This window comes from Nitrospirillum guanabarense, assembly GCF_034653355.1.
Lineage (GTDB): Bacteria > Pseudomonadota > Alphaproteobacteria > Azospirillales > Azospirillaceae > Nitrospirillum.
The window spans coordinates 739,718-765,078 of record NZ_JAYEER010000004.1; the positions used below are offsets into that span (position 1 = coordinate 739,718).

Annotated in this window: 27 protein-coding genes; 18 read left to right on the forward strand and 9 right to left on the reverse strand. The window is 67.1% G+C overall.

Features of this window, described 5'->3' with window-relative positions; all coding sequences use genetic code 11:
* Positions 1 to 113: 113 nt before the first annotated feature.
* Genes UAA55_RS21425 through UAA55_RS21445 form a run of 5 tightly spaced genes read left to right on the forward strand, consistent with a single transcriptional unit; the run spans position 114 to position 2,487 of the window.
* Positions 114 to 458 carry a DUF3024 domain-containing protein gene (locus UAA55_RS21425; RefSeq protein ID WP_322955234.1) on the forward strand — a complete coding sequence of 115 codons (345 nt, stop codon included), beginning with the start codon at positions 114 to 116 and terminating at the stop codon, positions 456 to 458.
* Positions 455 to 730, forward strand: coding sequence for a hypothetical protein (locus UAA55_RS21430; protein WP_322955236.1), 276 nt, complete (start codon positions 455 to 457; stop codon positions 728 to 730). The genes UAA55_RS21425 and UAA55_RS21430 overlap by 4 nt, the downstream gene beginning before the upstream one ends.
* Complete coding sequence (locus tag UAA55_RS21435; protein WP_322955237.1) at positions 727 to 1,902, forward strand: DegT/DnrJ/EryC1/StrS family aminotransferase; 1,176 nt, start codon at positions 727 to 729, stop codon at positions 1,900 to 1,902. Before UAA55_RS21430 ends, UAA55_RS21435 begins: the two co-directional genes overlap by 4 nt.
* Positions 1,903 to 1,950: 48 nt before the next feature.
* Entirely contained in the window at positions 1,951 to 2,259 is a 309-nt protein-coding gene (locus tag UAA55_RS21440) for a 2Fe-2S iron-sulfur cluster-binding protein (RefSeq protein WP_322955238.1), read from the forward strand.
* Positions 2,260 to 2,271: 12 nt separating this feature from the next.
* A complete protein-coding gene (locus tag UAA55_RS21445) occupies positions 2,272 to 2,487 on the forward strand; it encodes a hypothetical protein (RefSeq protein WP_322955240.1) in 216 nt (71 codons plus the stop codon).
* A gap of 58 nt (positions 2,488 to 2,545) precedes the next feature.
* On the opposite strand, the gene UAA55_RS21450 is transcribed toward UAA55_RS21445, so the two are convergent.
* Entirely contained in the window at positions 2,546 to 2,965 is a 420-nt protein-coding gene (locus UAA55_RS21450) for a group II truncated hemoglobin (protein ID WP_322955242.1), read from the reverse strand.
* 262 nt (positions 2,966 to 3,227) lie between these two features.
* Between UAA55_RS21450 and sufB the strand changes: the two genes are divergently transcribed.
* The 6 genes from sufB to UAA55_RS21480 all read left to right on the forward strand — a co-directional run bounded on the left by sufB (position 3,228) and on the right by UAA55_RS21480 (position 8,963).
* On the forward strand, positions 3,228 to 4,712 hold the full coding sequence (sufB, locus tag UAA55_RS21455) for a Fe-S cluster assembly protein SufB (RefSeq protein WP_322955244.1): 1,485 nt from the start codon (positions 3,228 to 3,230) through the stop codon (positions 4,710 to 4,712).
* A gap of 61 nt (positions 4,713 to 4,773) precedes the next feature.
* A complete protein-coding gene (gene sufC, locus UAA55_RS21460; protein WP_322957741.1) occupies positions 4,774 to 5,523 on the forward strand; it encodes a Fe-S cluster assembly ATPase SufC in 750 nt (249 codons plus the stop codon).
* Positions 5,524 to 5,536: 13 nt separating this feature from the next.
* A complete protein-coding gene (gene sufD, locus UAA55_RS21465; protein ID WP_322955246.1) occupies positions 5,537 to 6,853 on the forward strand; it encodes a Fe-S cluster assembly protein SufD in 1,317 nt (438 codons plus the stop codon).
* Positions 6,850 to 8,118, forward strand: a complete 1,269-nt coding sequence (locus UAA55_RS21470; RefSeq protein WP_322955248.1) for an aminotransferase class V-fold PLP-dependent enzyme — start codon at positions 6,850 to 6,852, stop codon at positions 8,116 to 8,118. The genes sufD and UAA55_RS21470 overlap by 4 nt, the downstream gene beginning before the upstream one ends.
* A gap of 12 nt (positions 8,119 to 8,130) precedes the next feature.
* Positions 8,131 to 8,592 (forward strand): Fe-S cluster assembly sulfur transfer protein SufU, encoded by a 462-nt coding sequence (gene sufU / locus UAA55_RS21475; protein ID WP_322955250.1) that lies wholly within the window; start codon positions 8,131 to 8,133, stop codon positions 8,590 to 8,592.
* A gap of 11 nt (positions 8,593 to 8,603) precedes the next feature.
* Entirely contained in the window at positions 8,604 to 8,963 is a 360-nt protein-coding gene (locus tag UAA55_RS21480; RefSeq protein WP_322955251.1) for an iron-sulfur cluster assembly protein, read from the forward strand.
* Positions 8,964 to 9,005: 42 nt separating this feature from the next.
* Here the strand turns inward: UAA55_RS21480 and UAA55_RS21485 are convergent, their stop codons facing one another.
* Positions 9,006 to 9,647, reverse strand: coding sequence for a TetR/AcrR family transcriptional regulator (locus tag UAA55_RS21485; RefSeq protein ID WP_322955252.1), 642 nt, complete (start codon positions 9,645 to 9,647; stop codon positions 9,006 to 9,008).
* A gap of 104 nt (positions 9,648 to 9,751) precedes the next feature.
* Here UAA55_RS21485 and UAA55_RS21490 point away from each other — a divergent pair, with 104 nt between their 5' ends.
* The 4 genes from UAA55_RS21490 (at position 9,752) to UAA55_RS21505 (ending at position 13,806) form a co-directional block, all read left to right on the forward strand.
* Positions 9,752 to 10,471 carry an SDR family NAD(P)-dependent oxidoreductase gene (locus tag UAA55_RS21490; protein WP_322955254.1) on the forward strand — a complete coding sequence of 240 codons (720 nt, stop codon included), beginning with the start codon at positions 9,752 to 9,754 and terminating at the stop codon, positions 10,469 to 10,471.
* Positions 10,472 to 10,548: 77 nt separating this feature from the next.
* A complete protein-coding gene (locus UAA55_RS21495; protein WP_322955255.1) occupies positions 10,549 to 11,892 on the forward strand; it encodes an 8'-apo-carotenoid 13,14-cleaving dioxygenase in 1,344 nt (447 codons plus the stop codon).
* 71 nt (positions 11,893 to 11,963) lie between these two features.
* Positions 11,964 to 12,731 carry an alpha/beta fold hydrolase gene (locus UAA55_RS21500; RefSeq protein WP_322955256.1) on the forward strand — a complete coding sequence of 256 codons (768 nt, stop codon included), beginning with the start codon at positions 11,964 to 11,966 and terminating at the stop codon, positions 12,729 to 12,731.
* Between the two features lie 175 nt (positions 12,732 to 12,906).
* Complete coding sequence (locus UAA55_RS21505; protein WP_322955257.1) at positions 12,907 to 13,806, forward strand: LysR family transcriptional regulator; 900 nt, start codon at positions 12,907 to 12,909, stop codon at positions 13,804 to 13,806.
* A 45-nt stretch (positions 13,807 to 13,851) separates the two neighbouring features.
* Here UAA55_RS21505 and UAA55_RS21510 read toward each other — a convergent pair whose 3' ends face one another.
* From UAA55_RS21510 to UAA55_RS21530, 5 genes are all read right to left on the reverse strand, one after another.
* Positions 13,852 to 14,274 (reverse strand): putative quinol monooxygenase, encoded by a 423-nt coding sequence (locus tag UAA55_RS21510; protein WP_322955258.1) that lies wholly within the window; start codon positions 14,272 to 14,274, stop codon positions 13,852 to 13,854.
* A 65-nt stretch (positions 14,275 to 14,339) separates the two neighbouring features.
* Positions 14,340 to 15,191 (reverse strand): VOC family protein, encoded by an 852-nt coding sequence (locus UAA55_RS21515; RefSeq protein ID WP_322955259.1) that lies wholly within the window; start codon positions 15,189 to 15,191, stop codon positions 14,340 to 14,342.
* 111 nt (positions 15,192 to 15,302) lie between these two features.
* Positions 15,303 to 16,322, reverse strand: a complete 1,020-nt coding sequence (locus UAA55_RS21520) for an aldo/keto reductase (protein WP_322955260.1) — start codon at positions 16,320 to 16,322, stop codon at positions 15,303 to 15,305.
* A gap of 275 nt (positions 16,323 to 16,597) precedes the next feature.
* Entirely contained in the window at positions 16,598 to 17,224 is a 627-nt protein-coding gene (locus tag UAA55_RS21525) for an amidohydrolase family protein (protein WP_322955261.1), read from the reverse strand.
* 2 nt (positions 17,225 to 17,226) lie between these two features.
* Positions 17,227 to 18,042 carry an amidohydrolase family protein gene (locus tag UAA55_RS21530; RefSeq protein ID WP_322955263.1) on the reverse strand — a complete coding sequence of 272 codons (816 nt, stop codon included), beginning with the start codon at positions 18,040 to 18,042 and terminating at the stop codon, positions 17,227 to 17,229.
* A 565-nt stretch (positions 18,043 to 18,607) separates the two neighbouring features.
* Here UAA55_RS21530 and UAA55_RS21535 point away from each other — a divergent pair.
* A complete protein-coding gene (locus UAA55_RS21535; RefSeq protein WP_322955264.1) occupies positions 18,608 to 20,785 on the forward strand; it encodes a TonB-dependent receptor in 2,178 nt (725 codons plus the stop codon).
* Positions 20,786 to 20,953: 168 nt separating this feature from the next.
* On the opposite strand, the gene UAA55_RS21540 is transcribed toward UAA55_RS21535, so the two are convergent.
* Entirely contained in the window at positions 20,954 to 22,243 is a 1,290-nt protein-coding gene (locus UAA55_RS21540; protein ID WP_322955266.1) for a lipase family protein, read from the reverse strand.
* A 222-nt stretch (positions 22,244 to 22,465) separates the two neighbouring features.
* Between UAA55_RS21540 and UAA55_RS21545 the strand changes: the two genes are divergently transcribed.
* A complete protein-coding gene (locus UAA55_RS21545; RefSeq protein WP_322955267.1) occupies positions 22,466 to 23,677 on the forward strand; it encodes an MFS transporter in 1,212 nt (403 codons plus the stop codon).
* A gap of 2 nt (positions 23,678 to 23,679) precedes the next feature.
* Here UAA55_RS21545 and UAA55_RS21550 read toward each other — a convergent pair whose 3' ends face one another.
* Positions 23,680 to 24,399: an SDR family NAD(P)-dependent oxidoreductase gene (locus UAA55_RS21550; protein WP_322955269.1), complete on the reverse strand. Its 720-nt coding sequence runs from the start codon at positions 24,397 to 24,399 to the stop codon at positions 23,680 to 23,682.
* A 134-nt stretch (positions 24,400 to 24,533) separates the two neighbouring features.
* Here UAA55_RS21550 and UAA55_RS21555 point away from each other — a divergent pair, with 134 nt between their 5' ends.
* Complete coding sequence (locus UAA55_RS21555) at positions 24,534 to 25,361, forward strand: D-glutamate cyclase family protein (protein ID WP_322955271.1); 828 nt, start codon at positions 24,534 to 24,536, stop codon at positions 25,359 to 25,361.

Genomic DNA, 25,361 nt, shown 5'->3' on the forward strand with positions numbered 1-25,361 from the left:
GAAATCGAGGAGAAGCCAGGCCAGCGGATGCTGGCGCCCGGCGTCTGAGGGGCATTTGAGCGGTCACGATCAAATGCCGTTGTCATGAGAAAGCCAGAGGAGGGGCAATGTGCATGATGGCGACGTCGCAAGAGTCCTCCGTGGCGGGGCATCCCAACGATGTGGACCGCAAGCGCATCGAACGCGCGTTGCAGGCGCGCCAGCGCTACCTCTACGTCCGGCCCAGCGTCGTGCCGGTGCAGGGCGGCTATCGCGTCGAAAGCCCCTGCTGTTCCCGCAACGTGGATCGCGACGGCGGGATCATCGACGTGGCGCTGATCCGGTTCAGCCAGGGCGCCTGGCGGCTCTATCGCAAGGACCACGCCCGGGACACCTGGGATCCGCACGGCGTCTTCGGCCGGCTGGGCGATCTGCTGGACCTGCTGAACGTGGATGCCGACCGGCAGTTCTGGCAATGACGGGGGATGACATGGCGGTGAGCGTGGATGACTTGGGGACGATGGACGCCGTCCTGGGCGCGCCGGCGGAGGACGCCTTCGCCACCCTGCGCCGCCGGCTGCCCCATCTGGCCTGGACGCGCTGCGATTCCTCGGACGTGACGGAGGATCCTTTCCGTCGCTACAGCGGTTTCGACGTGCATTTGCTGGACGGCAGCGGGCATTGCGTGCGCCTGACGGATGAGCCCGCCACCGCCACTGGCGTCCTGCTGGCCCGGCGGGTGGGATCATGACCGCCCTGGCTATCGAGGCGCTTGAGGGGGGAGAACTGATACGCCTCAGCGACCCCGACATCACGCCGGCGGAACTGGCGGCGGTGGAGCGGGTGCTGCGCACCCCCACCCTGGCCGCCGGGGCGGTGACGGAGACGTTCGAGGAGGCGTTCGCCGCTTATCTCGGCCGGCGCCACGCCGTGGCGGTGGCCAGCGGCACGCTGGGCCTGCTGATGGCGTTGCGGGCCCACGGCGTCCGTCCGGGGCAGGAGGTCGTCGTTTCCCCCTATGGCTTCCGCGAGACGCAACACGCCGTCAGCCTGTCGGGTGCGCGGCCCGTGTTCGCGGACATCGACTATTGGGCGGGGACGCTGGCGCCGGACAAGGTGGCCGCCCGCATCACGCCCGACACGCGCGCCATCGTGGCCGCCAACACCAACGGCCACCCGGCCGCCTGGGGGCCCCTGCGCGACCTGGCGACCGAACACGGCCTCATCCTGATCGAGGATAGCACCGAGGCCATCGGATCCCGCTATCGCGACGCCCTGGTCGGCACCTTCGGCGACACGGCCGTGTTCGATTTCTCCCAACCCGGCGCGCTGTGCTGTGGCGAGGGCGGCATGGTGGTGACCGACAACACGGACGTCGCCATGGCCCTGCGCCGGCAGTGCCGCCACCGCCTGACCGAACGCACCTCCGTGGTGGTGGGCGGCACGGCGCCCTATCAGGCGGCCTTGAGCGATCTGGCGTCCGCCCTGGGCTTGGCGCAGCTGCGCCGCCTGGATGAGATCCTGGAGAAGCGCCGGGGCGTGCAGCACCTGTATTTCAAGTACATCCAGTCCTTCGAGGGCATCAAGGATCCCTATATCGGGCCGGACGTCACCGAGGTGAACTGGTTCCTCTACCTGGTGCAGCTGGGCACCCGCTTCTCCCGTTCCAGCCGCGATGCCATCGTGGAGGATTTGCGCCTGGCGGAGGTCGAGGCCGCCGCCTTTTGCCAGCCGCTGCATCTGCAACGCCACTACTTCGACCTGGGCTACCGCCGCGGTGACTTCTTCGTCACGGAGAAGGTCGCGGACCGCGCGGTCGCCTTGCCGTTCCACACCCACCTCGGCGAGGACCGGATCGCCCACATCGTGGAGACGATGAAGGACGCGTCCATCAACGTCGGCGCCGGGGCCGCGATCTACTGACCCCTTCTCTTTTCCCACACACGACAAGACTTCCAGGAGCTATCCCCCATGTCGCTGGTCACCATCCTGCCGTCCGGCAAAACCATAGACGCCGCCGAAGGCATGACCCTGCTGGCCGCCATCCTGGCGGCTGACGAGACACTGACCCACAAGTGCAATGGCAACGCGTCGTGTGGCACCTGCCATGTCTTCGTGCAGGAGGGGCGCAAAGGCCTGTCCCGCATCGCGCGGGAGGAGAACGAGCGTTTGGACAGCATGGTGGGGGTGGGATCGAAGTCACGCCTGGCCTGCCAGGCCAAGGTCCTGGGAACCGAAGCCATCAAGGTCGAACTGCTGGGCTTCGGCTCGGGATTCTGAACGGAGGATGACATGCAAGTCGAAACGGTGATGATCCATGTCCGCTTCGCGCCGGACGGCACGGTGACGGAAATCGCGGAGCGGCCGGCCGGCGTCACGGCCCAGGCCTGGTTCAACCTGCTGAGCTTGAAGGCGTCCGGCCAGTACCAGACCTACGCCGGCGGGCGGGGTGTTTTCCGGTTGGCCCGGCCCGAGATCGAGAACCTGAAGGTGGGGGCCGCCGCCTAAAGCCATCGCCTTCCAGGGGGTGGCCGCGTCCGGCTTGATCGCCGGGCGCGGCGCCGCCTCACCCTTCGGGCTGGTTGCGCATCCAATCCGCCAGGGGCGCCAGCGCCCCCCGTATTTCCGCGCGCACCTGCGCGTCCTCGACCGTGTCATCCAGCGCCTGGCCCATGCACAACAGCCAAGCGTCGCGTTCCGCCGTGCCGATGCTGAAGCCCATGTGCCGCGCCCGAAGGCGCGGGTGGCCCCGCTCGGCCGAATAGGCGGCCGGGCCGCCCGTCCACTGCGCCAGGTACAGCTTGAGCACCCGCTTGGTTTCGGTCAGGTCGGGCGCGTGCATGGCCCGGAGGTCGCGCGCCGCCGGCAGCGTGTCCATCAGGTGGTAGAAGCGCTCCACCAATCGGTCGATGGCCATTTGTCCGCCTATGAGCGCGTAGGTCGGCTTCTCGGGGATCGCCTTCTCGGGCGCGGCGTCGTTCAACATGGGGATGTCCTTTCTTCCCGGGGCGGACGGGGCCGCGCCTGTCCAGCCATGGTGCAGAAATCATGCCGCGCCTCATCGGTCGCGGTTGCGTCGTTCAAGGGAGCCTTCGTTTCAAACCGCCCTGTCGGGATTGTGACAAACGTCCGGTTACGAACGCGGCAGGCCTTTGAAATGGCGCGGAAAAGCTTGGTTCCCGGGCTGGCACGGCCATTGCTGAACAGTTTTGGCAGAGACCCAGACACGACCGGGGACATCGACCGCCATGTCGGAAATCGACACCGCCGACCGCCCAGCCAGCGCCACGCCGCCCGACATCCTGGACAGCATCGTCCAGGGCGAGGGCTACAAGTACGGCTTCGTCACCGATATCGAGGCGGAGGAGGCGCCGCCGGGCCTGAACGAGGACACGGTGCGCTTCATCTCCGCCAAGAAGGGGGAGCCCGCGTGGCTGCTGGACTGGCGGCTGAAGGCCTTCCGCCGCTGGCAGGCGATGGAGGCGCCCGACTGGGCCAAGCTGGACATCGCTCCCATCGACTACCAGGCCGCCAGCTATTACTCCGCGCCCAAGGCCGCGAAGGACGGGCCCAAGAGCCTGGACGAGGTCGATCCCGAACTGCTGAAAACATACGAGAAGCTGGGCATCCCCCTGGGGGAACGCGCGGCCCTGGCCGGGGTGGCGGTGGACGCCGTGTTCGACAGCGTGTCGGTCGCCACCACCTTCAAGGACAAGCTGGCCGACCTGGGCATCATCTTCTGTTCCTTCGGTGAGGCGGTGCGTGAGCACGCCGAGCTGGTGCGGCGCTACCTGGGCTCCGTCGTGCCGCAGGGCGACAATTTCTTCGCGGCGCTCAATTCGGCGGTGTTCAGCGACGGCTCCTTCGTCTACGTGCCGCCGGGTGTGCGCTGCCCCATGGAACTGTCCACGTATTTCCGCATCAACGCCGCCAAGACCGGCCAGTTCGAGCGCACCCTGCTGATCGCCGACAAGGGCGCCTATGTCAGTTACCTGGAAGGTTGCACCGCCCCGCAGCGGGACGAAAACCAGCTGCACGCCGCCGTGGTGGAACTGGTGGCGCTGGAAGACGCGGAGATCAAATACGCCACGGTCCAGAACTGGTACCCCGGTGATGAGAACGGCAAGGGCGGCATCTACAACTTCGTCACCAAGCGCGGCGCCTGCCGGGGCGCCCGGTCCAAGATCAGCTGGGCGCAGGTGGAGACGGGCAGCGCCATCACCTGGAAGTATCCCAGCTGCCTGCTGGAGGGCGACGGGTCGGTGGGGGCCTTCTATTCCGTGGCCATCACCAACAATCGCCAGCAGGCCGACACCGGCACGAAGATGATCCACATCGGGCGCGACACCAGCTCAACCGTCATTTCCAAGGGCATCTCCGCCGGCCGGGGGCAGAACACCTATCGGGGGCAGATCAAGGTGCTGTCCGCGGCGGAGGGCGCCCGCAATTACACCCAGTGCGACAGCCTGCTGATCGGCAAGCGCTGCGGCGCCCACACCGTGCCCTACATCGACGTGCGCCATCCGGGCGCCAAGGTGGAGCATGAGGCGACCACCTCGAAGATCAGCGAAGACCAGATGTTCTATTGCCAGCAGCGCGGCCTGACGGCGGAGGATGCCTTGTCGCTGATCGTGAACGGCTTCTGCAAGGAAGTGCTGAACGAACTGCCCATGGAGTTCGCGGTCGAGGCGCAAAAGCTGCTGGCCGTCAGCCTGGAAGGCAGCGTCGGCTGAACCGTCCGCCGCCGCGCGGCCCCCAACACCCCATCCTGGGAGAGGACCCATCATGAGCAAGCTGCTGGAAATCCGTGGGCTGCGCGCCCGCATCCCGGGGGGACGCGAGGTGCTGAAGGGCATCGACCTGGACGTGGGTGCCGGTGAGGTGCACGCCATCATGGGGCCCAATGGCGCGGGCAAGAGCACCCTGTCCAGCGTCCTGGCCGGCAAGCCCGGCTATGAGGTGACGGCGGGTACGGTGCTGTACCGGGGCCGGGACCTGCTGGCGATGCCGGCTGACGAACGCGCCAGGGAGGGGGTGTTCCTGGCCTTCCAGTACCCGGTGGAGATACCGGGCGTGAACAACATGTATTTCCTGCGCGCCGCCCTGAACGCTGGCCGCCGTCAGCGCGGCCAGGCCGAACTGGACGCGCAGCAATTCCTGAAAGCGGTGCGGGAACGGCTGAAGCTGCTGGACATCGGCGACGATTTGTTGCGGCGCGCGGTCAATGTCGGCTTCTCCGGCGGGGAGAAGAAACGCAACGAGATCTTCCAGATGGCCATGCTGGAACCGGCGCTGGCGATCCTGGATGAAACCGACAGCGGCCTGGACATCGACGCCCTGCGCGCCGTGTCCGATGGCGTGAACCGTTTGCGCGATCCCGCCCGCGCCATCGTCATGATCACCCATTATCAGCGGCTGCTGGACTACATCGTGCCCGACCGGGTGCATGTGCTGGCCGACGGCCGCATCGTCGCCTCGGGCGACAAGACCTTCGCCACCGAACTGGAACGCACCGGCTACGCTCATCTGGGCGACGCGGCTTGAGGGGGGCCATTCCATGCTGATGACCGACGACAGCGCGCCCTTCCGGGCAGCCTTCGACCGCTTGCGGGCGACGGCGGACGAACCGGTCTGGCTCACCACCCACCGGGGGAGGGCGATGGATCGCTTCGCCCTGATGGGCTTCCCCACCCGGCGGCAGGAGGCCTGGCGCTTCACCGATCTTGAGCCGCTGACGGCGGCACCGCCCCTGCCGGCCGCGGCTGGGGACGGCGACCTGCCGACGCCCGCGTCGCTGGCGCCCTGGCTGCTGCCCGTCGCCACGCATCGGCTGGTGCTGGTGAACGGCCGGTTCGCCCCGGCGCTGTCGGCCGGGCCGGTCCTGCCGGCCGGTGTGTGGCTGGCGTCGGTCGCGGAGACGTTGCGACAACGGCCGGACCTGCTGGACGGCGCGTTCAGGGGCAGGGCTGGGGGCGGGGCCGAGGGCGGGGAGGAAGCCTTCGCCACCCTGAACGCCGCCCTGTTCACCGATGGCGTCGTCCTGGTGCTGGAACCGGGCACGGTGCTGGAAACGCCGGTGGAGATCATCCACCACATCACGTCCGCCGCCGCCCACGCCCGTCTGCACATCGTCCTGGGCGCTGGTGCCCGCGCCACCGTGGTGGAGACGGCGACGGGCGGCGGGGCGGGCTGGGCCAACACGGTCGGCGTCGTCACGCTGGACGCGGGCGCGGTGCTGACCCACCTGCATATCCAGGCGGAGGACCGGGCCGCCTGCCATACGGCGGTGATGCGGGCCGTGCTTGCGGACAGGGCCCGGTATGAGGCCTGCGCGCTGATCACCGGCGGGCGCCTGTCGCGGCGGGACGTGGCGGTCACCCTGGCTGGTGACGCCGCCGAGTTCCGCCTGCATTGCGCCTATCTGCTGGATGGCGGACAAGAGGCGACGCTGTCCGTCCGCGCCGATCATCTGGGCCTGGGCTGCCGCACGGAAGAGGTGGTGAAAGGCGTGCTGGCGGGGGCGTCCCATGGGGTGTTCCTGGGCACCGTGGCCGTGGCGCCGGGTGCCGACGGCACCGACGCGCGCCAGTTGAACCGCAACCTGCTGCTGAGCCCCCAGGCCCGGGTGGACACGAAGCCGGAACTGCAAATCCTGGCGGACGATGTCAAGTGCAGCCATGGCGCCACGGTCGGCAGCCTGGATGAGGCGTCGCTGTTCTATCTCCAGGCGCGCGGAATTGATCCTGAAACCGCCCGCCGCATGCTGGTGGAGGCCTTTGCCGTCGACGCCATCGATGCCGCCGGCCTGTCGGAGCCACTGGCCGACCTGGCTCGCCGGCACCTGCGGCGCTGGCTGGACGGGGGTGCGTCATGACCCTGCTGCTGGAAGACCGGGCCGCGATCCGGCCCGATGGCGCCACGTTCGATCCGATGGCCGTCCGCCGCCAGTTTCCCATCTTCGGGCGCAATCCCGGCCTGACCTTCCTGGACACGGCCGCCAGCGCGCAGAAGCCGCGCGCCGTGATCGACGGCATGGCCGAATTCTACCGCACCGACTATGCCAACGTGCATCGCGGCGTCTATGGCCTGAGCGCCCGCTCCACCGCCCGGTTCGAGGCGGCGCGGGAAACGGTGGCGCGTTTCCTGAACGCCACCGACGCGTCGGAGGTCGTCTTCGTGCGCGGTGCCACGGAGGGCATCAACCTGGTGGCGCAAAGCTGGGGGCCGGCCCACCTGCGCCCCGGTGACCAGGTGGTGGTGTCCGAGTTGGAGCACCATTCCAATATCGTGCCGTGGCAGATGCTGCGCCAGCGCCTGGGGATAGAGCTGGTGGTGGCCCCCATCGGTGCCGATGGCGCCCTGGATCTGGTGGCGTTCCAGGGCCTGCTGGGGCCGCGCACCCGGCTGGTGGCCCTGACCCACTTGGCCAATGTCACCGGCCATGTCGTGGCGGTGGAGGCGGTGGTGCGCCTGGCCCACGCCCACGGCGCCCTGGTCCTGCTGGATGGATGCCAGGCGGTGCCGCGCCTGCCCGTTGACGTGCGGGCGCTGGATTGCGACTTCTACGTCTTCTCTGGCCACAAATGCTATGGCCCTACCGGCATCGGCGTGCTGTACGCCAAGCGTGCGCTGCTGGACGCCATGCCCCCCTGGCAGGGCGGCGGCGACATGATCCGCACCGTCAGCTTCGCTGAGACCACCTACCAGGACGCCCCGCAGCGGTTCGAGGCCGGGACGCCCGACATCGCCGGCGCCATCGGCCTGGCCCTGGCGCTGGACTTCATGGAGGGGCTGGGCCGCGCCGCCATCCGTGACCATGAGGCCGCCCTGACCCGTTATGCCGAGGCGCTGTTGACGGAAATCCCCGGTGTTGGCCTGGTGGCGGCGGGCGGCAGCCGGCTGGGCGCCCTGTCCTTCCTGGTGGACGGCATCCATCCGCACGACCTGGCCACCATTTTCGATCAGCACGACGTCGCGGTGCGCGCCGGCCACCATTGCGCCCAGCCCCTGATGGACCGGCTGGACCTGCCGGCGACGGTTCGCGCGTCCTTCGGGGTCTACAGCACCGAGGCGGACGTGGACCGCCTGGCCGAGGCCATCCGCGCGGCGCAGAAGCTGTTCGGCGTCGTGGCCCGATAGAAGGGGTGTCCCATGGATTTGCGCGATCTCTACCAGGACATCATCCTGGATCACGGCCGCTCCCCGCGGAATTTCCGGGCGCTGGGGGAACCCAGCCACTTCGCCCATGGCCACAACCCGCTGTGCGGCGACAAGGTCACCATCTTCCTGCGGCTGGAGGGTGATCGCATCGTGGACGTCAGTTTCGAGGGGAGGGGCTGCGCCATCTCCACCGCGTCCGCCTCCCTGATGACGGAGGTCGTGCTGAACAAGACGCTGGCGGAGGCCGAGGCCCTGTTCGGCCACTTCCACGGCACCGTGACGGGCGGCGGCGGTGATTTGCCCGATGCCCTGGCGGAGGAGGGGGAGCGGCTGCAGCCCCTGACGGGGGTCAAGGCCTACCCCACGCGGGTGAAGTGCGCGACCTTGGCCTGGCACACGCTGGAGGCGGCGGTGAAAGGCGGCGGCCTGCCCGTGCCGGTGAAGACGGAATAGGGGCGGCATCCATGCGTGTCATCCGGGAAGAACCACTGCTGGCGGACGGGACGGCGGACGACGGCGACCCCGCCTTGATGGCGGCGGTGTTCGAGGCGCTGCGCACCGTCCGCGATCCGGAGATACCGGTCAACTTGGTCGACCTTGGCCTGATCTATCGGGTGCTGGTCCGCCGTGACGGCCTGGTCCATATCGACATGACCCTGACCACACCCGCTTGTCCTGTGGCCACCACGTTGCCGGGCCAGGTCCAGAACCTGGTCTCGCTGGTGCCGGGGGTGAGCGTTGTGCTGGTCGACATGGTCTGGGACCCGCCCTGGACCCGGGAGCGTATGACCGAGACGGCACGCTTGGAACTGGGGCTGATTTAGGAGGCGGGACGGCGGCCGTGGCGGGCGAGACCTGGTCCGCCCCTATCCGGGGCGCCGGGCGGGCGAGGCGCCCAGTTCCCTGACCGCCTCCAGCCCCTCGAGCAGGATCTGGAGCGCCGCTTCGGCCGCGTGTTCGGATCTGATCACATCCGGTCCGAGCAATCCATCAATCGTCAGAAGGGTGACGCCATGCAGCTGAGCCCAGCCGGCGCCCACCTGCTCGTACACCTCCCGCTTGCGCAACCAGCCGGCACGCTGGCCCTCCTCGATCAGGTCGACAAGCACGGCCAGGGCGGCGGCGCCATGTTCCTTGAGCCGCTCGCTCGCGGCCGCGCGCGCGTCCGCGCTGAACATGAGGCGATAGAGGTTCGGGTTCGCCGACCCGAACCGGACATAGGCGCGCGACATTTCGAGAAACTGATCGCGTAGGCTCGAGGGGGCCGGGGGCCGGGCCGCGAGAAGCGCCACGCGCAGCTTATCGAAGCCGATCAGCGCCAGTTCGGCGAGCAACGCCGCCTTGTCGGGGAAGTGTTTGTAGGAGGCGGTGTGGCTCACCCCCGCACGTCTCGCCAGCTCGCGCAGGGTGAATTGCCAGCCATTGTCCTCGGCCAGCATGTCCATGGCGGTGTCGAGCATCGCGCGGCGCAGGTCGCCGTGATGATAGGGCTTGGGTACGTCGTTCATGTCCTTAAGTTAGCATCGGAAACATATGTTGACAACGGTAACTTCGAGGCGTAGATCCATTCGAAGTGACCGATGGTCACATTAGCTGACGAAAGGATCCCCCCATGCGACTGAACAACAAAATCGCCCTGGTCACCGGTGCCGCCAGCGGCATCGGCCACGCCGTCACCGACCTGTTCGCCCAGGAAGGCGCCACCGTCATCGCCGCCGACATAAAGGCACCGGACCAGCCCTACGCCGCCGGTGTCGAGACCGTGACCCTGGATGTCACCAGCGAAACCGACTGGGAAGCGGCCGTCGCCGCGATCGTCGAAAAGCATGGCCGCCTCGACGTGCTGATCAACAACGCCGGCATTATCGCCTATGAGCCACTGCACGAACTGAGCGTCGAGGCCTGGAGCCGGATGGTCGCTGTCGACCAGACCGGCGTGTTCCTGGGCATGCGCGAAGCCGTTCGGGCGATGCGCGGCAAGAACCCCGGCTCGATCGTCAACATCTCGTCGATCTGGGGCGCGGCCGGCGTGGCCGGGGCGCACTCGTACCAGGCCGCCAAGAGCGCGGTGCGCAACATGACGAAGAACGCGGCCATCACCTACGCCACGGACGGCATCCGCGCCAACGCGGTGCTGCCGGGCTTCATCCACACCCCGCTGACCGACGCCCAGGCCGCCGACCTGAACGCGGCCACCATCGGCGCCACGCCGATGAAGCGCGGCGGCACGGCCAGGGAGATCGCCTATGGCGCGCTCTTCCTGGCCTCGGACGAAGCCAGCTTCGTGACCGGCGCCGAACTGGTGATCGACGGCGGCTACCTCGCCCAATGAGCGCGGACGGCCCGGCCGGCGAGTGTCGGCTGGGCCGTTCCTTCTTTCATCCCCGCTGCCCGCTGAAGGAGATCGCCATGTTCCGCACCGACAAGATCGCCAATCCCTTCCTCGCCGGTGTGCACACGCCGATGCAGGCGGAACTGACCATCGAGGATCTCGCCGTCACTGGCACGATCCCTCCCGCGCTCGACGGCCGCTATCTACGCATGGGCCCCAATCCCATGTCCGCCGCCAAGCCGGCCAAGCGTCACTGGTTCGCTGGTGACGGCATGATCCATGGCCTGCGCATCGAGAATGGCCGCGCGCTCTGGTATCGTAACCGCTGGATCCGCTCCGACGACGTGACCAAGGCGCTCGGCGAGCCCCGCACGCCCGGACCACGCCACCTGTTCGACACGGTCAACACCAATGCCATCGGCTTTGCCGGCAAGACGTTCGGGCTGATCGAAGCGGGTGGCACGCCGGTCGAGATTGGCGAGACGCTGGAGACGCTGCGCTACACCGATTTCGACGGAGGCCTGCATGGCGGCTTCGCCGCGCATCCGCATGTCGACCCCGCGACCGGTGAGATGCTCGCGGTCTGCTATGACGCCAAGAACTGGCGCGAACTGCGCTTTGTCGCCGTGACGCCCGAGGGCCAGGTGCGACGCGAGGTCAAGATCCCGGTCAAGCACGGCCCGATGATCCATGACTTCGCCTTCACCCGGCGCTTCGCCATCATCCTCGATCTGCCCGTGACCTTCTCGCTCCGCGCGGCGATCACGGGCTACAGCTTCCCTTATCGCTGGAACGACGCCCATAAGCCGCGCATCGGCCTGCTGCCGCGCGAGGGCGAGGCGAAGGATATCGTCTGGATCCCGGTCGACCCCTGTTTCGTCTTCCACACGGTCAATGCCTATGACCGCGCCGACGGTTCGCTGGTGATCGATCTTGTCGTCCACGACCGTATATTCGCGACCAGCAAGGTCGGGCCGGATTCGCGGCATTGCGCCCTGGAGCGCTGGATCGTCGATCCGGCGAAAGGCGCCATCGAGCGGATCGTCATCGACGATACGCCACAGGAATTTCCCCGGCCCGACGAGCGGCGCCTCGGTCGGCCCTATCGCTACGCCTACACGATGGCGATGGTCGGCGACTTCCTCGGCGCGGGCCTGTTCAAGCACGACCTGGAGGCCGGTACGCGTCAGATCCATGACTTTGGGCCGAACCGTCATCCCTGCGAGTTCGTGTTCGTACCCACGCACGCGGAAGCTGAGGAGGACGAGGGCTGGCTGATCGGCCTCGTCATCGACGCGGCGGCGAAGACCACCGACCTCGTGATCCTCAATGCCCGCGACTTCGCGGGCGAGCCCCAGGCAAGCATCCGTCTGCCTCACATCGTGCCGCCCGGCTTTCACGGCAATTGGGTCGCCAACTGACTTGGGCCGTCGCCGGGGCGGTCCCTTGATCCTCGGCATTCCCTCCACCTGCATTACAAAGGATATTGGACATGAAGAAAGTTGCCGCCGCGCTGGCCGCGCTGGCCTTGACCGCCGCACCAGTCTCCCTTAAGGCCGCGCCATCCGACACTCGTCCGACCATCGTCCTGGTCCATGGGGCTTTTGTCGACGGTTCCGGTTGGGCGGGCGTTCACCGCATCCTGACGGCCGATGGCTACAAGGTCGTCGTCGTCCAGAACCCGACGACCTCCCTCGCCGATGATGTCGCCACCACAAAGCGCGCCGTCGCGTCCGCCAACGGCCAGGTCGTCCTTGTCGGCCACAGCTATGGTGGCGTCGTCATCACCGAAGCCGGGACCGATCCCAAGGTTGCCGCCCTCGTCTATGTCGCGGCCTTCGCGCCCGATGCGAACGAGTCGGTGGCCAAGCTCGTGCCGCCGCCAGCGCCCGACGCGCCACCCTCGCCGATCCTGGCGCCGGTTGACGGGTTCCTGTCCATCGACACGCCGGCGTTCCCGGCCGCTTTCGCCGCGGATGTCGATCCGCAGGTCGCGCGGTTCATGGCGGACTCGCAGGTTCCGTGGGGCGTACAGGCCTTCGCCGGCCAAGTCACGCTTCCGGCTTGGAAATCCAGGCCAAGCTGGTACCTGATCCCCAGGGACGATCGCATCATCCCGCCGGCGGCTCAGCGAGCCATGGCGGGGCGCGCCCACGCGAAGGTCGAGGAAGCCGCGGGCAGCCACGCGATCTATGTCGCCGATCCGAAGGCGACCGCCACCGTGATCGAAGAGGCCGCGGCGGCTATAGCGCGGCATTGAGCCGGTGCCCCGACGGGGTGATGAAGGCGCGGGTTACCCAACACCAGCGATGCGGACTTGCTCATTATCAACCCCCGTGGGTGTATGGTGTGCCCCCGGCAAGATGGCCGCGTATCGGTGGGCTCAATCGGCCAGGTTCACGGGATTTTGGGGGAAATCAGGTCACAGGCAGCATATGGACAACCGCGCAGGCGAAATGATGGTGTTCGTTCGGGTCGTCGAGGCGGGCAGCTTTTCCGAAGCCGCCCGGCTGATGCTGATGACGCCCTCAACCGTGTCCAAGCTGATCGCCCGACTGGAAGCGCGGCTTGGGGTTCGACTTATCGAGCGTTCGACGCGCCGGTTGGCGCTGACCGAGGAAGGGCGGTTCTATTATGAGCGCAGCCAGATTCTGCTCGGCCAGCTTGACGAGACGGAGCAACAGATCGCGCATGGCGGCGCCGAGGCCGAGGGCGTTGTCCGTGTCACTTCGTCGGTGAGTTTCGGCACGACGGCGCTCGAAGCATTGCTGCCGGCCTTTTTCGAGGCTTATCCGAAGGTGGTCGTCGATCTTTCGCTCTCGGACGAGGTGGTCGATCTCTATCTCGACCGCACCGATGTCGCGATCCGCGTCGGCAAGCTGGTGGATTCGAACCTGATGGCGCGCAAGATCGGTGAGACAAAGCGGCGCATCGTGGCGTCACCCGCCTATCTCAAACGCCATGGAACGCCGAAGACACCGGAAGATCTGGTCCACCACAATTGCCTGGGCTTCAATTTCCGCCGCGCGATGCCGGTTTGGCCGATGCGCGAGGGGGGACGGATCGTCGAGCGGATGCTGACCGGATCGCTGCTGGTCAACAACGGCGACACGCTGCGTCGGATGGCGATCGCCGGCGTCGGGATCATCCGGCTGGCCGATTATCATTTGCGCGACCCCATCGAGCGGGGCGAACTGGTCGAGCTTCTCGCCGACAGTGACATCGGCGTGGTGGACGAGGTCCATGCCCTGTTTCGCGGATCGCAGTTCCTGCCGGCGCGGGTGAGAAGCTTCCTCGACTTCATGGTGCCTCGTATGCAGAAGTTCCTGGAGTGAGTGAGGCGACCAAGCCGCCTGGGAAGGCAAACCGGCCGCCTGCGTTCAACGCTGGCGCTGTCCCAGCACCTCCATGCGCATCACGTCCACGCCGCCTTCCGCCAATTCGGGCAGCTTCGCGAACCATGCCTGGACGTAAGGTTTGGCGTTATGGGCCTCGAAATCCTCGCGCGTCGCGAAGATCTCGTAGAAGATGAAATGCCCTGGTTTGGCCCGGTCTTCTTGCAGGAAATATACGAGGTTCTTGGGGTCGCCGCGGACCAATGCCACCAGGGGCAGCGTGGCTTCGCGCAGTTCGGCGGCCTTGCCCGGTTTCGCCCGGACCTGGGCAACGATCGACCAGGCCCCCTGGGGGATCCGGGTGTAGACGTGCGCCTTGGGCGCGGCGCTTTCCTGTGCCGCCGCTGCCGGGGAGGTGGCCGCCATCATGAGGGCGGGGATCGCGAGCGTGATGAACGGGATGCGCATGTTGATTCCCTCATCTTGATGCTGTGGGAAATCGGGGCGGAGCGCCTGCTTCCGCCCCGCGATGATCACAGGCCCGAGCGTGCGCGCTGCCGTCCCGCGAGAGCATTGGCGAAGCGCTGCTTCACCGGTCCGAGCGCCTTGACGAACTCGAGCTGTTCACCTTCCGGCCCCTTGCAGTAGATCAGCTCCCAGCCATCGGAAGGCGCCACGGTGACCTTGTTGGTGTTGGTATTCTGGGGCGCGGCACGCCGTTCGGACTCGCTGCGCACGCGGATGGTACGGTTCGCGCGCACCTGCGTCATGCCGCGACGCGCGGACTCGGCCTCGAGATCGGTGATGAACTTGTTGAAGTCGACGTCATCGGCGACATGGAAGCAGATGTGCATCATCCGCGGGAACGCCGGGCTCATATTCTCCAGCGGCGGCGCGAAGCTGTTGGGACCACCCATCGGTTCGTCGGCATTGCGATATTGCAACAGCTCGATCACCACATTGTCGAACTGAATGAAACGGACGTCGAGGCGCTGGTCGCCATCGCGAAGGTTCGGCACGCCGATCGTGGCCGGGCTGACGTTCAACTCATGGGCACGGATTTCCTGATCGGCGAGCAGCGTGTTCTGGACCGGATCACCCTGGAAATCGCCGTGACGGAACACCTCGGCACCACCAAGCACCTCGGTATAGAACTCATAGGCCCGCTCCATATTCTGCACGGTCAGGCCGAAATGCTGAACGCCCTGAAGCCGTAGGCCGAGCGGCGCGCCGTTGCGGGCGGCGGCCGACATGCTGCCTGCGGTTTGCGCCATGGCCTGGCCACCAAGGCCAGCCGCGGCGCCGATGGCCAGAGTGGCGCCGGTTGCGCGAAGCACATCCCGTCGTCCGAGAGCGGTGGCGTCGCTTTTACGCGTAGCGTCCATGATCATTCTCCTTCTGCTCGATTGGGAAGCGCCGGAAAAAAAGGCGCGGAGGAGGCGTCCGGTCACGGCAGGGTGCGGCAACCGGGGAAGCGTTGGGATGGGAGGAGGCGCTCAGTCCGCGACGGGAAGCGGAGCCGCCGGATTGACGAGACCGTTGTCGCGCAACTCGCGCCAGAATTCCGCCGGCACGACCTCATCGAGCGCGGCGCGATCTTCGGCGATACGACCAGGGCGGCTGGCGCCGGGGATCACCGCCGCGACGGCGGGATTGGCGAGCGCGAATTGCAGTCCCGCCGCCTTCATCGACGTGCCGTGACGATCGGCGATCGCCTTGATCGCGGCGACTTTCGCCAGGATGCCCGGTGTGGCGGGCGCATATTCGAAGTTCGGTCCACCAACCAGCGCGCCGGAGCTATAGGGGCCGCCAACCACGATTCCCAGCCCGCGCTCCGCCACCGTCGGCATGACGCGCTGGAGTGCGCGGTCATGATCGAGGAGCGAGTAACGCCCGGCCAATAGGAAGCCGTCGGGCCGCGGGCCCTCAAGGTCGAGCAACAGTTCGATCGGCTCGACGCGATTGACACCCAGGCCCCAGGCCTTGATCACGCCCTCGTCGCGCATCCGGTCCAGCGCACGGAACGCGCCGCGCCGCGCCTGCTCGAACATGGCGAGCCATTCGTCACCATAGAAATCCTGCGCGATATCATGGACCCAGACGATGTCGACATGATCGGTCCGCATGCGCTCAAGGCTGTCTTCGATCGAGCGGTAGGTGGCCTCTTCCGAATAATTGTTCACGATCTTGTTCGGACGGCCATGTTTGAAGACGTCGCCCTTCTCGCCCAAGTCGCGGGCACTCACATCCTCGATCTCGTCGAGAATGATACGGCCGACCTTGGTGCTGATGACGAAATCGCCGCGCGGTTTGTCGGCAAGTGCCGCGCCCATGCGGATCTCCGCGAGACCCGCGCCGTAGAAGGGCGCATTGTCATAATAGCGGATGCCGTCGTTCCAGGCCGCTGCGACCGTCGCAAGGGCTTCCGCTTCGGGAATGTCGCGGAACATATTGCCCAGCGGCGCCGCGCCAAACCCGAGTTTCCCCGGCAGGATATCCTTGAGTGCCATCGTCATGAACCTTCTTTCCGTGCTGAACCCCGTGCCCAGCGTCGAAAGAAGAAATATGCGCGGCGAGGAACCGGCAGTAGCCAGGTCACGATCGCAGAACTTTGGAAGACGGTTCACAGGTGAGGTTTGACGGTGCTTTTGCGCGCGTTCGTGGCCCGAATCTCGGCTCTGGGAAGGCGCGTCGAGACCCGATGCTCATTGATAGATGGTTTGCGCGGGCAAGCGGAAATGATTGACAAATAATTGAGAGGGGATGAGAGGGCGAGCGATGAACGGACCTGCTATATATTGTAGTATAATCTCATGAGTGATTTTGTTTCAGTTATTTTCTTAACTTTTTCTGGCGTGAGCGCGCTGTCTTCAAAGAGCGCGGTGTTGGAAATGGATGCGCTTGAGGACGACTTCGAACCCCATGCCCCGTCAACGACGGTCCGGCCACCGACGATAAGCAGCCGGACGTGGCGCTTTTGCGCACGGCCTATCAGCAGGGAAAGGACGTCGGACCTGGATGTCATGGCGTCGTGAGCGAGGGCGGCAAAATCGATGCCCATGATATCGGCCGGGGCGCCCTCCACAATGCGTCCCCCGCCATCGTCACCGACAATGGTGTGGCGCCCCGTTTCCCAGACGCCCTTCAACACGTCCGTCGGCGATAGCGCCTCACCGTCGGCCGCCGCCGCGCTCGCCAGATGATAAGCGAGGCGCATCTCCCGCAGCATATCCTCGTCATCGTCCAAGCTCATCCCGTCCAGTCCGAAGGCGAGGGGTGTCCCGGCTTGCGCCAGCAGCCGCATGGGCGGCAGGCCGGACCGCAGACGCAGGTTGGAGGAGGTGTTGACGACCACCGTGACCCCCCGATCAGCCAGCAGGGCGCCTTCATCCGGGCGCAGCCAGACGCCGTGCGCCACCGTCAGGCGGGGGAAAGCAGGCCGATGGCGTCGAAATGGCGGAGGAGGCCGTCGGGGTAGCGCTGGTCCGCCCAGGCCCTCTGGTGGCGTGTCTCCAGCAAATGCATATGCACGCGGCGGCCGTCCTCCGTCGACGCGCGGGCGATCGCCGCCAGCGTGGCGGGCTGGACCCACTGCGGCCCGACGGGATGGTATTGCAGGGTGAACAGCGCATGCTCGAAGGCGCGTGCCTGGTCCATCAGGGCCAAGTTGGTGGCGCAGTCGCGCATGCTGGCCTCCCGACCCTTCAGCTCCTGGAATTCCGCCGCGTCCATATGCGCGGCCAGGGGCGCCAGATCCCCATAAACGAAAGGATTGGCATCGAAGAAGGGCCAGCAGAAGGCCACGCGGACGCCCACGTCCCGCGCCGCCCGCGATACCGCCTCGGCCTCGGCCAGCAAGGTCTGGCTGCTTTGCGTATTGTGGCAATGGTTGACGCAGCCGACGCCGGATTCCGCCATGCGGGAAAAGGCGGTGGCGGCGCATCGATAAAAGTCCAGCGGCGGCTGGCGGGCCAAGTCGGGCAGCCAGGTCTCCAGGGGCTGGTCCGCCGCGCCGAAGGCCAGGGGCCCGAGACCGCGGCCATGGTCATGGGCGTTGGCCAGGGCCGGCATCAGCAGCAGGCGGGTCTCGTCGGACGTCAGCCGGCCATGGTCCACGGGGCGGACGTTCACGACCCTGCCGTGTGCGATGACCACCTCATGCGGGCCGGCGGGGGCCTGGTCGGCAGAGGCGATAAGGTGCCCGGCCCGCACGACCAGGGCGGTCTCATCTGACATGCTTGCTCCGACGGTTGCGGCTGCGGCCCACCATGATAATGCGGCGGGGCGATGAGGGTATCGGAAACGGGGCCCCCCTCGGTTGCCGGTTCCGCAGCGCCGGTGTGCGCTTCCGACAACGGCATTCCATCGCACGGATTTAGCAACGGGACTGTTCCGTTCTTGCAATGGCCTTGGCCGCGTTTTCCCCGGACGATGAGGGTCGACGGGACATGCGGCGCCAACCACCGGCCAGCGCACCAGTCAGCGGACGATAGCGGAACTGGTGAAAATCACGGTCCTGGTGGACGGATGCCGAAATAACCGCAGTCGCATCCAAGGTCCCGTGCCGCAAGGTGCGCGGCCAACAAGCGACATAATAAATAGCAGGGGGCACTAATGTTTCAGGTAAGGGGAACTCTTTATGTCTGAACGTCATCCATGTACCAACCGTCTGCCGGTTCGTCGCGCCGGCCTGGCCTTTCTTGTTCTGTCAGCTGCCCCGGCTGGCCTGGTCGTTGGCGCCACGGCGGCTTGGGCTCAGGCTGCGCCGGCGTCGGATGCGGACGGGCTCACCGAAATCATCGTGACCGCGCAGCGTCGCGGTGAAAGCATCAGCAAGGTTCCGCTGTCCGTCGCGTCCCTGAGCCAGGACCAGATGGACCAGGAGGGCATCCGCAAGATCGACGATATCGCCCGGGTGACGCCCGCGCTTCGCTTCGCACCGTCGGCGGGCGTCACCGCGAACAACGGCACCAACATCTACATCCGCGGCTTGTCGTCGGACGTCGGCTCCGCCACCACCGCCATCTATATCGACGACACGCCCATCCAGATCCGTAACGTCGGCTATTACGGCGGCAACCCGTATCCCAAGGTGTTCGATCTGGAGCGGGTGGAGGTGCTGCGCGGGCCGCAAGGCACGTTGTTCGGCGCCAGTGCGGAAGGCGGCGCCGTGCGCTTCATCACGCCCCAGCCCAGCTTCGACAAGCTCGAGATCTACTCCCGGGCGGAGGTGGCCTCCACCTACAACGGCGCCGCCAGCTATGAGGCTGGTTCCGCCGTCGGCGGGCCGATTTCCGACACCCTGGCGGTGCGTGCCAGCGCCTGGTACCAGCATAGCGGCGGCTATATCGACCAGTTGAAGCAGGGCACCAACACCGTCATCGACAAGGACGTCAACTTCAGCGACACGCGGGAGGCCCGCCTGGCCGCCTCCTGGCGGCCGATCGAGGACCTGACGATCACGCCCAGCATCTATTATCAGTTGGAAAAGTCCAACGCCCGCAACGACTACTGGGAAGGCTACGGCAACACCGGGGACGCCGACTACAAGACCGGTGTCGCCAACCTGGAACCGACCCGCGACCGCTTCACCATGCCGGCCCTGGCGATGAAGTACCGCTGGGACAACATCGACATCATCTCCAACACCTCCTATTTCGAGCGCCAGCAGAACCAGACGCTGGACTATGGCACGTACTTTTCCTTCCTGCGGTCGGGCAAGCCCTTCGGCACCTATTCCAACAAGGATCTGTCCAACACGGCCGATTACCTGACGCTGAACCAGCGCAACCTGACCCAGGAACTGCGGGCGCAGTCCTACGACAACAAGTATGTGGACTGGACGGTGGGCGCCTATTACTCGCGTACCCGGCAGTACTTCACCAACTACACGGGCTCGGGTCGCTTTCCGGGCGTGCTGGTCAACGGCTACAAACAGTACGACAACCGCTACAGCTACGTGAACCTGGTCTCCGCCAACGACCGCCAGTACGCCGGCTATGGCGCCGTCGACATCAAGCCGATGGAGGATCTGAAGGTCACCCTGGCGGTGCGCTACACCCTGGATGAGTTCAACTTCACCGACACCAAGGATGGTCCCACCAACGCCGGTGTCCGCACCGTCAAGACGGTGGGGCAGAACGAGGGCGCCTGGACGCCCAAGGTCGGCGTGTCCTACCAGTTGGACACGGACCACATGGTGTACGCCTCCGCCACCGAGGGCTTCCGTCCCGGCGGCGCCCAGGCGGCGGTCGCCAGCGAGTTCTGCGCCGCCGACCTCAAGACCCTCGGCCTGACCTCCAGCCCTACCGGCTATGAGTCCGACAACCTCTGGTCCTACGAGGGTGGCAGCAAGAACAAGTTGTTCGGCGGCATGGTGAGCCTGGACGCCAGCGGCTACCTGCTGAAGTGGAAGAACATCCAGCAGTCCATCCGCCTGCCGACCTGCAGCTTCTCCTACATCTCCAACCTGGGTGAGGCCACCGGCAAGGGCATGGAGCTGTCCGCCGCCATCCGGCCCATGCACGGCCTGACCTTCGGCACGGAACTGGGCTACACCCACATCACCTATGACGAGAACATCTATGGTGGCAACCATCTTTTGTTGAAGGCGGCCGACCAGCGCATCGGCGGGCCGCTGTGGTCTGGCCACGTCTATGGCGAGGGGGAGTTCCCGGTGAACGAGAACGTCGTCGGCTACCTGCGCGCCGACTACAGCTTCGCCAGCAAGAACATCCAGCAGAACATCCAGGGCACCTACGGCTATGACGCCGGCCTCTACGCCCTGGGGGCCACCAACTACCTGTCCTTGCGGGCCGGCGCGCGGTTCTCTGGCTTGGATTTGTCGCTGTTCGTCGACAACGTCACCAACTCCACCGACGTGCTGGCGCGTAACCACGACGGTGTCGGCGGCACGCTGTACTACGATCAAGGCTATCGTCCCCGCACCATCGGTTTGACGGCGCAGTACCGCTACTGATGGGCGCCGCCGCTGATCATGGTCGATCAGCGGCGGCATACTGCGGCGGCATGAGGCACGTCCTCACGCCGCTGGTTTGATCCGTGTTCCCAAGTTTTCCCGAAGGCTTGAACTGGGGCGGCGGCATCGTGATGGTGCCGCCGCCCTTTTTGTCACCGGGGAACGACATCAGTCGTTGAAAGGCACGCCCGGCGTTGGCGCCTGCACGGGGCCGGGCGGGGTGATGTCCGCGCAGTTGCCCTTGGGCACCCCGCCCTTCAGCAGGGCCTGGACGAAGGGCAGGCTGTCGGTCAGGGAGCCGTTGACGGCGCCGTTGTGGCTGAGGCCGGGATAGACGTGCCATTGCACCGTGGTGCCGGCGTCGCACATGGCTTTGACGGCGTTGTACTGCCCGGCGGTGCCCGCCATGCCGTCGGCCAGGCCCGTGCCGGCGAAGATGGGCACGGTCATCCTCGCGACCGGCAGGACGAAGTTGGGCTCCATGTCCGCGTCCAGCGGTTTCAGGTCGGGAACGAAGGCCTCTTCCCCCGTCAGGCCCCTTTCCTTGGACAGGGCGAACAGGTCATGCAGGCAGGAGGTGCGCGCGGCGTCCAGCAGGGGGCGGCCCTTGGCCGTGACGAAATCGGCGGGGTCCAGTTCCGGATGCAGGGCGCGGTCGATGCCGCCGATGCGCAGCATGGCGAAGCCCGGATCCATCTGGCGCGGGTCGGTGTACTGCTCCGGCTTCTTCACATAGCCATCGCCCTGGGGGCCGGCGAAGGTGACCACCAGGCCGGTGGCGACGGTGCCTAGGACATGTAGGTCCGGCGCGTAGTCGGGCGCCAGGTAGGTGGCCCCCAGGGCGGCGCCGGAGCCCTGGGACTGCCCGGCGATGACCACCTGGTTGCGCAGCACGCCCGGCTTGGCCTTCAGGGCCGCGCGCACGCCGTCCAGGATGGACCGGCCCTCAGACTTCCACAGCAGGTAGGGGTGGACGCCCTTGGTCCCCAACCCCTCATAGTCGGTGGCGATCACGGCGAAACCGGCCTCCATCCAGCGCTGCAGATAGGCCACGTCCCGTGCCGGCTGGCCCCGCCAGGAGGGGGCGCAGACGTCGGCGAAACCGGTGGTGCCGTGGGCCCAGGCCAGGATGGGCCAGCCACCCGGGGGCGGCGCGCCGGCGGGAAGGTAGACGATGCCGGACACGGGCACCAGGCCGCGCCCGACGCCGCTGGTGGCGGTGTAAAGGATGCGCAACGCCGTCCCGGCCATCTTGGGCCGCGACAGGGTGGCCGGCAACGTCTCCTCCCGCAAGGGCAGGCCCGGCTGGGTGATCGCCGCGTCCCAGCGGTAAAAGGCCGAAACGCCGCCGTCGCCATCGATGTCGGGCGCGCTATGCGTCGCGGCCCGCGCCAGGGCCGTTCCCGACAGCAGCGCCAGGGAAAAGTACAGAAGCGCGCGCTTGGAAATCCTGACCATACGTCGTCCGATCTTTTTGTCGTGGTGGTGGATGGTCCACAGCCTAGGGCCGCATCCCCATTTCCCCCGTGTCCGTTTCCACCATGGCCCGTTGCCCGGGCGACAACGCGGCCGTGGTGCGGTTTTTGTGAACGGCCCGGTGCTAATCCCGTACCCGGCTTGCTTGGGATGCGCCGGCGCCTCACAGTTGGCGTCTGAGGACCCACGTGGGAAAGCGGCACGATGATGGCGACGGCGGTAAAGCGGGGCGGATGGCTGGCCATCCTGGTGGTGTACGGCATCGGGCTGGGCGCCATGTCGCTGGTCGGCATCCTGTCGCCGCTGACGGTGCGCATCACCGCCGACCTGCAGGCCCCGGCCGCCGCCATCGGCCTGACCATCGCCCTGTTCTCCCTGCCGGCGGCCATCATGGCCATGGTGGGCGGCGGTATCGTCGACCGCATCGGGCCGCGTCGGACCCTGGTGTTGGCCGCGCCGGTGCTGGCCCTGGCCGATGCTGTGGTTTTCCTGGCCCGGGACGTTTGGCTGCTGGACGTTGGCGTGTTGCTGGCCGGCGTCGGCTATGTCGGGGTGCTGAACGGCGGTGCCGCCATGCTGATGGGCGGCCTGGACGGCGCCACCCGCACCAGGGCCATGGCGCTATGGTCCACCTACGCCCCCGTCGGCTTTTCCCTGGGCTTGCTGGTCGCGGCGCCGTTCACCACCGCGGCCGACTGGCGGGTGGCGCCGGCGCTGCACGGCGCCTTCATGCTGCTGTGTTGCGTCGGCACCGTGTTCCTGCCCCAGGTGCCGCCGCGCAAGGCCGACGGCGTGCCCGTCCGCCAACAGGTCGGCCGCCTGTTCGCCGCCTTGCGGCGCCGGGACGTGCTGCAACTGGCGGTCAGCGCCGCCCTGCCCAGCATGATCTCCTATGGCACCAGCCTGGTGGCCGCCACCTACCTGGCCAAGGTGCATGGCGTGTCCCTGGCGGCGTCCGCCAGCATCGTCGCGGTGGCGAAGATCGCGGCCGTCCTGCTGGGGGGCACCGTGACCGGCACCCTGCTGGCCCGCGACTTTCCGCCCCGCACTTTGTTCACCATCATGGTGGGCGTGGGCATGGTGGCGCAGTTCCTGCTGTTCTTCCCCGGCAGTCCGCTGGTGCTGGCGGTGGCGGGGCTGATGGGCTGGCTGTTCACGTTCGGCGCCCTGTCAGGCGTGTGTATGGCCGCCATGCCGCTGGTCGCCGGCCAGGCGCTGGGGGGCGGCACGATGGCCGGCACCGTCAACCAATTCGTCTCCCTGGCGTCGTTCCTGACGCCCACCCTCTACTTCGCGTCATCGGCCTGGGGTGTTTATGTCGCCATCGCCCTGGCCGGCCTGGTGGTGGCCCTGGTGGCGTTACCGGGCGTGGTGGGCGCGCAGCGCCGGTCGGCACCGGCCGTTTCAGCCTCTTGAATTCAAACCGCCGTGTCGCCGCCGTCCACCGGGATCATGGTGCCGGTGATGTAGGACGCTGCGGGGGAGATGAGGTAGCGGACCAGGGCCGCCGCTTCCTCCGCCTGGCCATGGCGGCGCAGGGGGATGCGGCTGTCCACCGCCTGGCGCGCCGCGTCGGCGTCTTCCTGTTCCGACCAGAAGGCCTGCGTCTGCGGCGTGTCCACCCAGCCGACCAAGGTCCCATTGACCCGGATGCCCCTGGGGCCCAGCTCCGCCGCCAGGCTGCGGACCAACCCGGCCAGCCCCGCCTTGGTCGCCTGATAGGCATGGGTGAGGGGTTGCCCGCGCAGCGTGGCCGTGGAGGAGATGAAGATGATGCTGGCATTGGGGGAGGCGCCCAGTAAATCCAGGGCCGCCTGCGCCGCCAGGAAGGGCAGGCGCAGGTTGACGGCCGCCGCCTCATCCCACATCGCCGCCGTCCACTGGCCCACCGGGGCGGCCTGCACCAGCGAGGCGGCGACCACCACGGCGTCCAGCGCCCCCTGGTCGGCCCGGATGGCTTCCATGGCGCGGGCGGGGGCTTCCGGATCCGCCGGATTTACGGGAATGTACAAGTCCCAGGGGCCGGTGGCGTCGGTGGCGCCATCCGCCATGGCGACCCAGTCGCCGTCGGTCCGGCATCGTTGCGCCACCGTCCGCCCCAGGCCGGCCGAACCGCCGATGATCAGGATGCGCGCCATGGTCCGTGCCCCGATGGTGATGGTGTTGCACCACCCATACTCTGGCCACCGCATAAACCCAGGGCCGCTTCGGCAACGGCCGGGGCAAAAAATAGCAACTCCCGGCAACACCCTCGCTGGATATGATCGACGCCATGAGCTTGATGTCACATCCTGACGCGATGGCCGGCGTGGCCGGTGCGTTCGACCCCGCCGACCCGGTGGCCGTGCGCCGGGCCATACGGGAACGCCGTTTCACCGGCTTCACCAACCTGGTGGCGCGCACCGTGGTGCAGGGCAACCTCGTGGCCGTGCCGGCGGAATATGCCGACGCGTTCGAGGCCTACTGCCGCGCCAATCCACAGGCGCTGCCCCTGCTGGGCCGCAGCGCACCGGGGGAACGGACCATCCCGTCCCTGGCTCAGGACATGGACATTGCCCGGGACACCGGCGGCTATATGATCTTCCGCGATGGGGAACTGGTGGACACGCCGGTCGACGCCAGCGCCGCCTGGCGCGATGACCTGGTGGCTTTCGTCCTGGGCTGCTCCTTCTCCTTCGAGGCGCTGCTGCAGCGTCATGGGGTGCGGCTGCGCCACTTGGATGAGGGCAACGTCTCGGCCATGTATGTGACCGACCGCGACACCACACCCGTCGGTCCGTTCGCCGGCAAGCTGGTGGTGTCCATGCGGGCCTTGCGGCCGGCCGACGCCATCAAGGCCACCATCCTGTCGGCCCGCTACCCGGCCTTCCATGGCGCGCCGGTGTCCTTGGGCTTGCCCGGCGATCTGGGCATTGAGGATTTGGGACGGAGCTATGGCGGCCATGGCCTCACCCGGCTCAACCCCGACGAGGTTCCGGTTTTCTGGGCCTGCGGCGCCACCGGGCAGATCGCCGCCCGCGCCGCCCGCCTGCCGCTCTGCATCACGCACTACAAGGCGCACATGGTCGTCACCGACCTGCCTTTGCCGAAGGAAGATTGA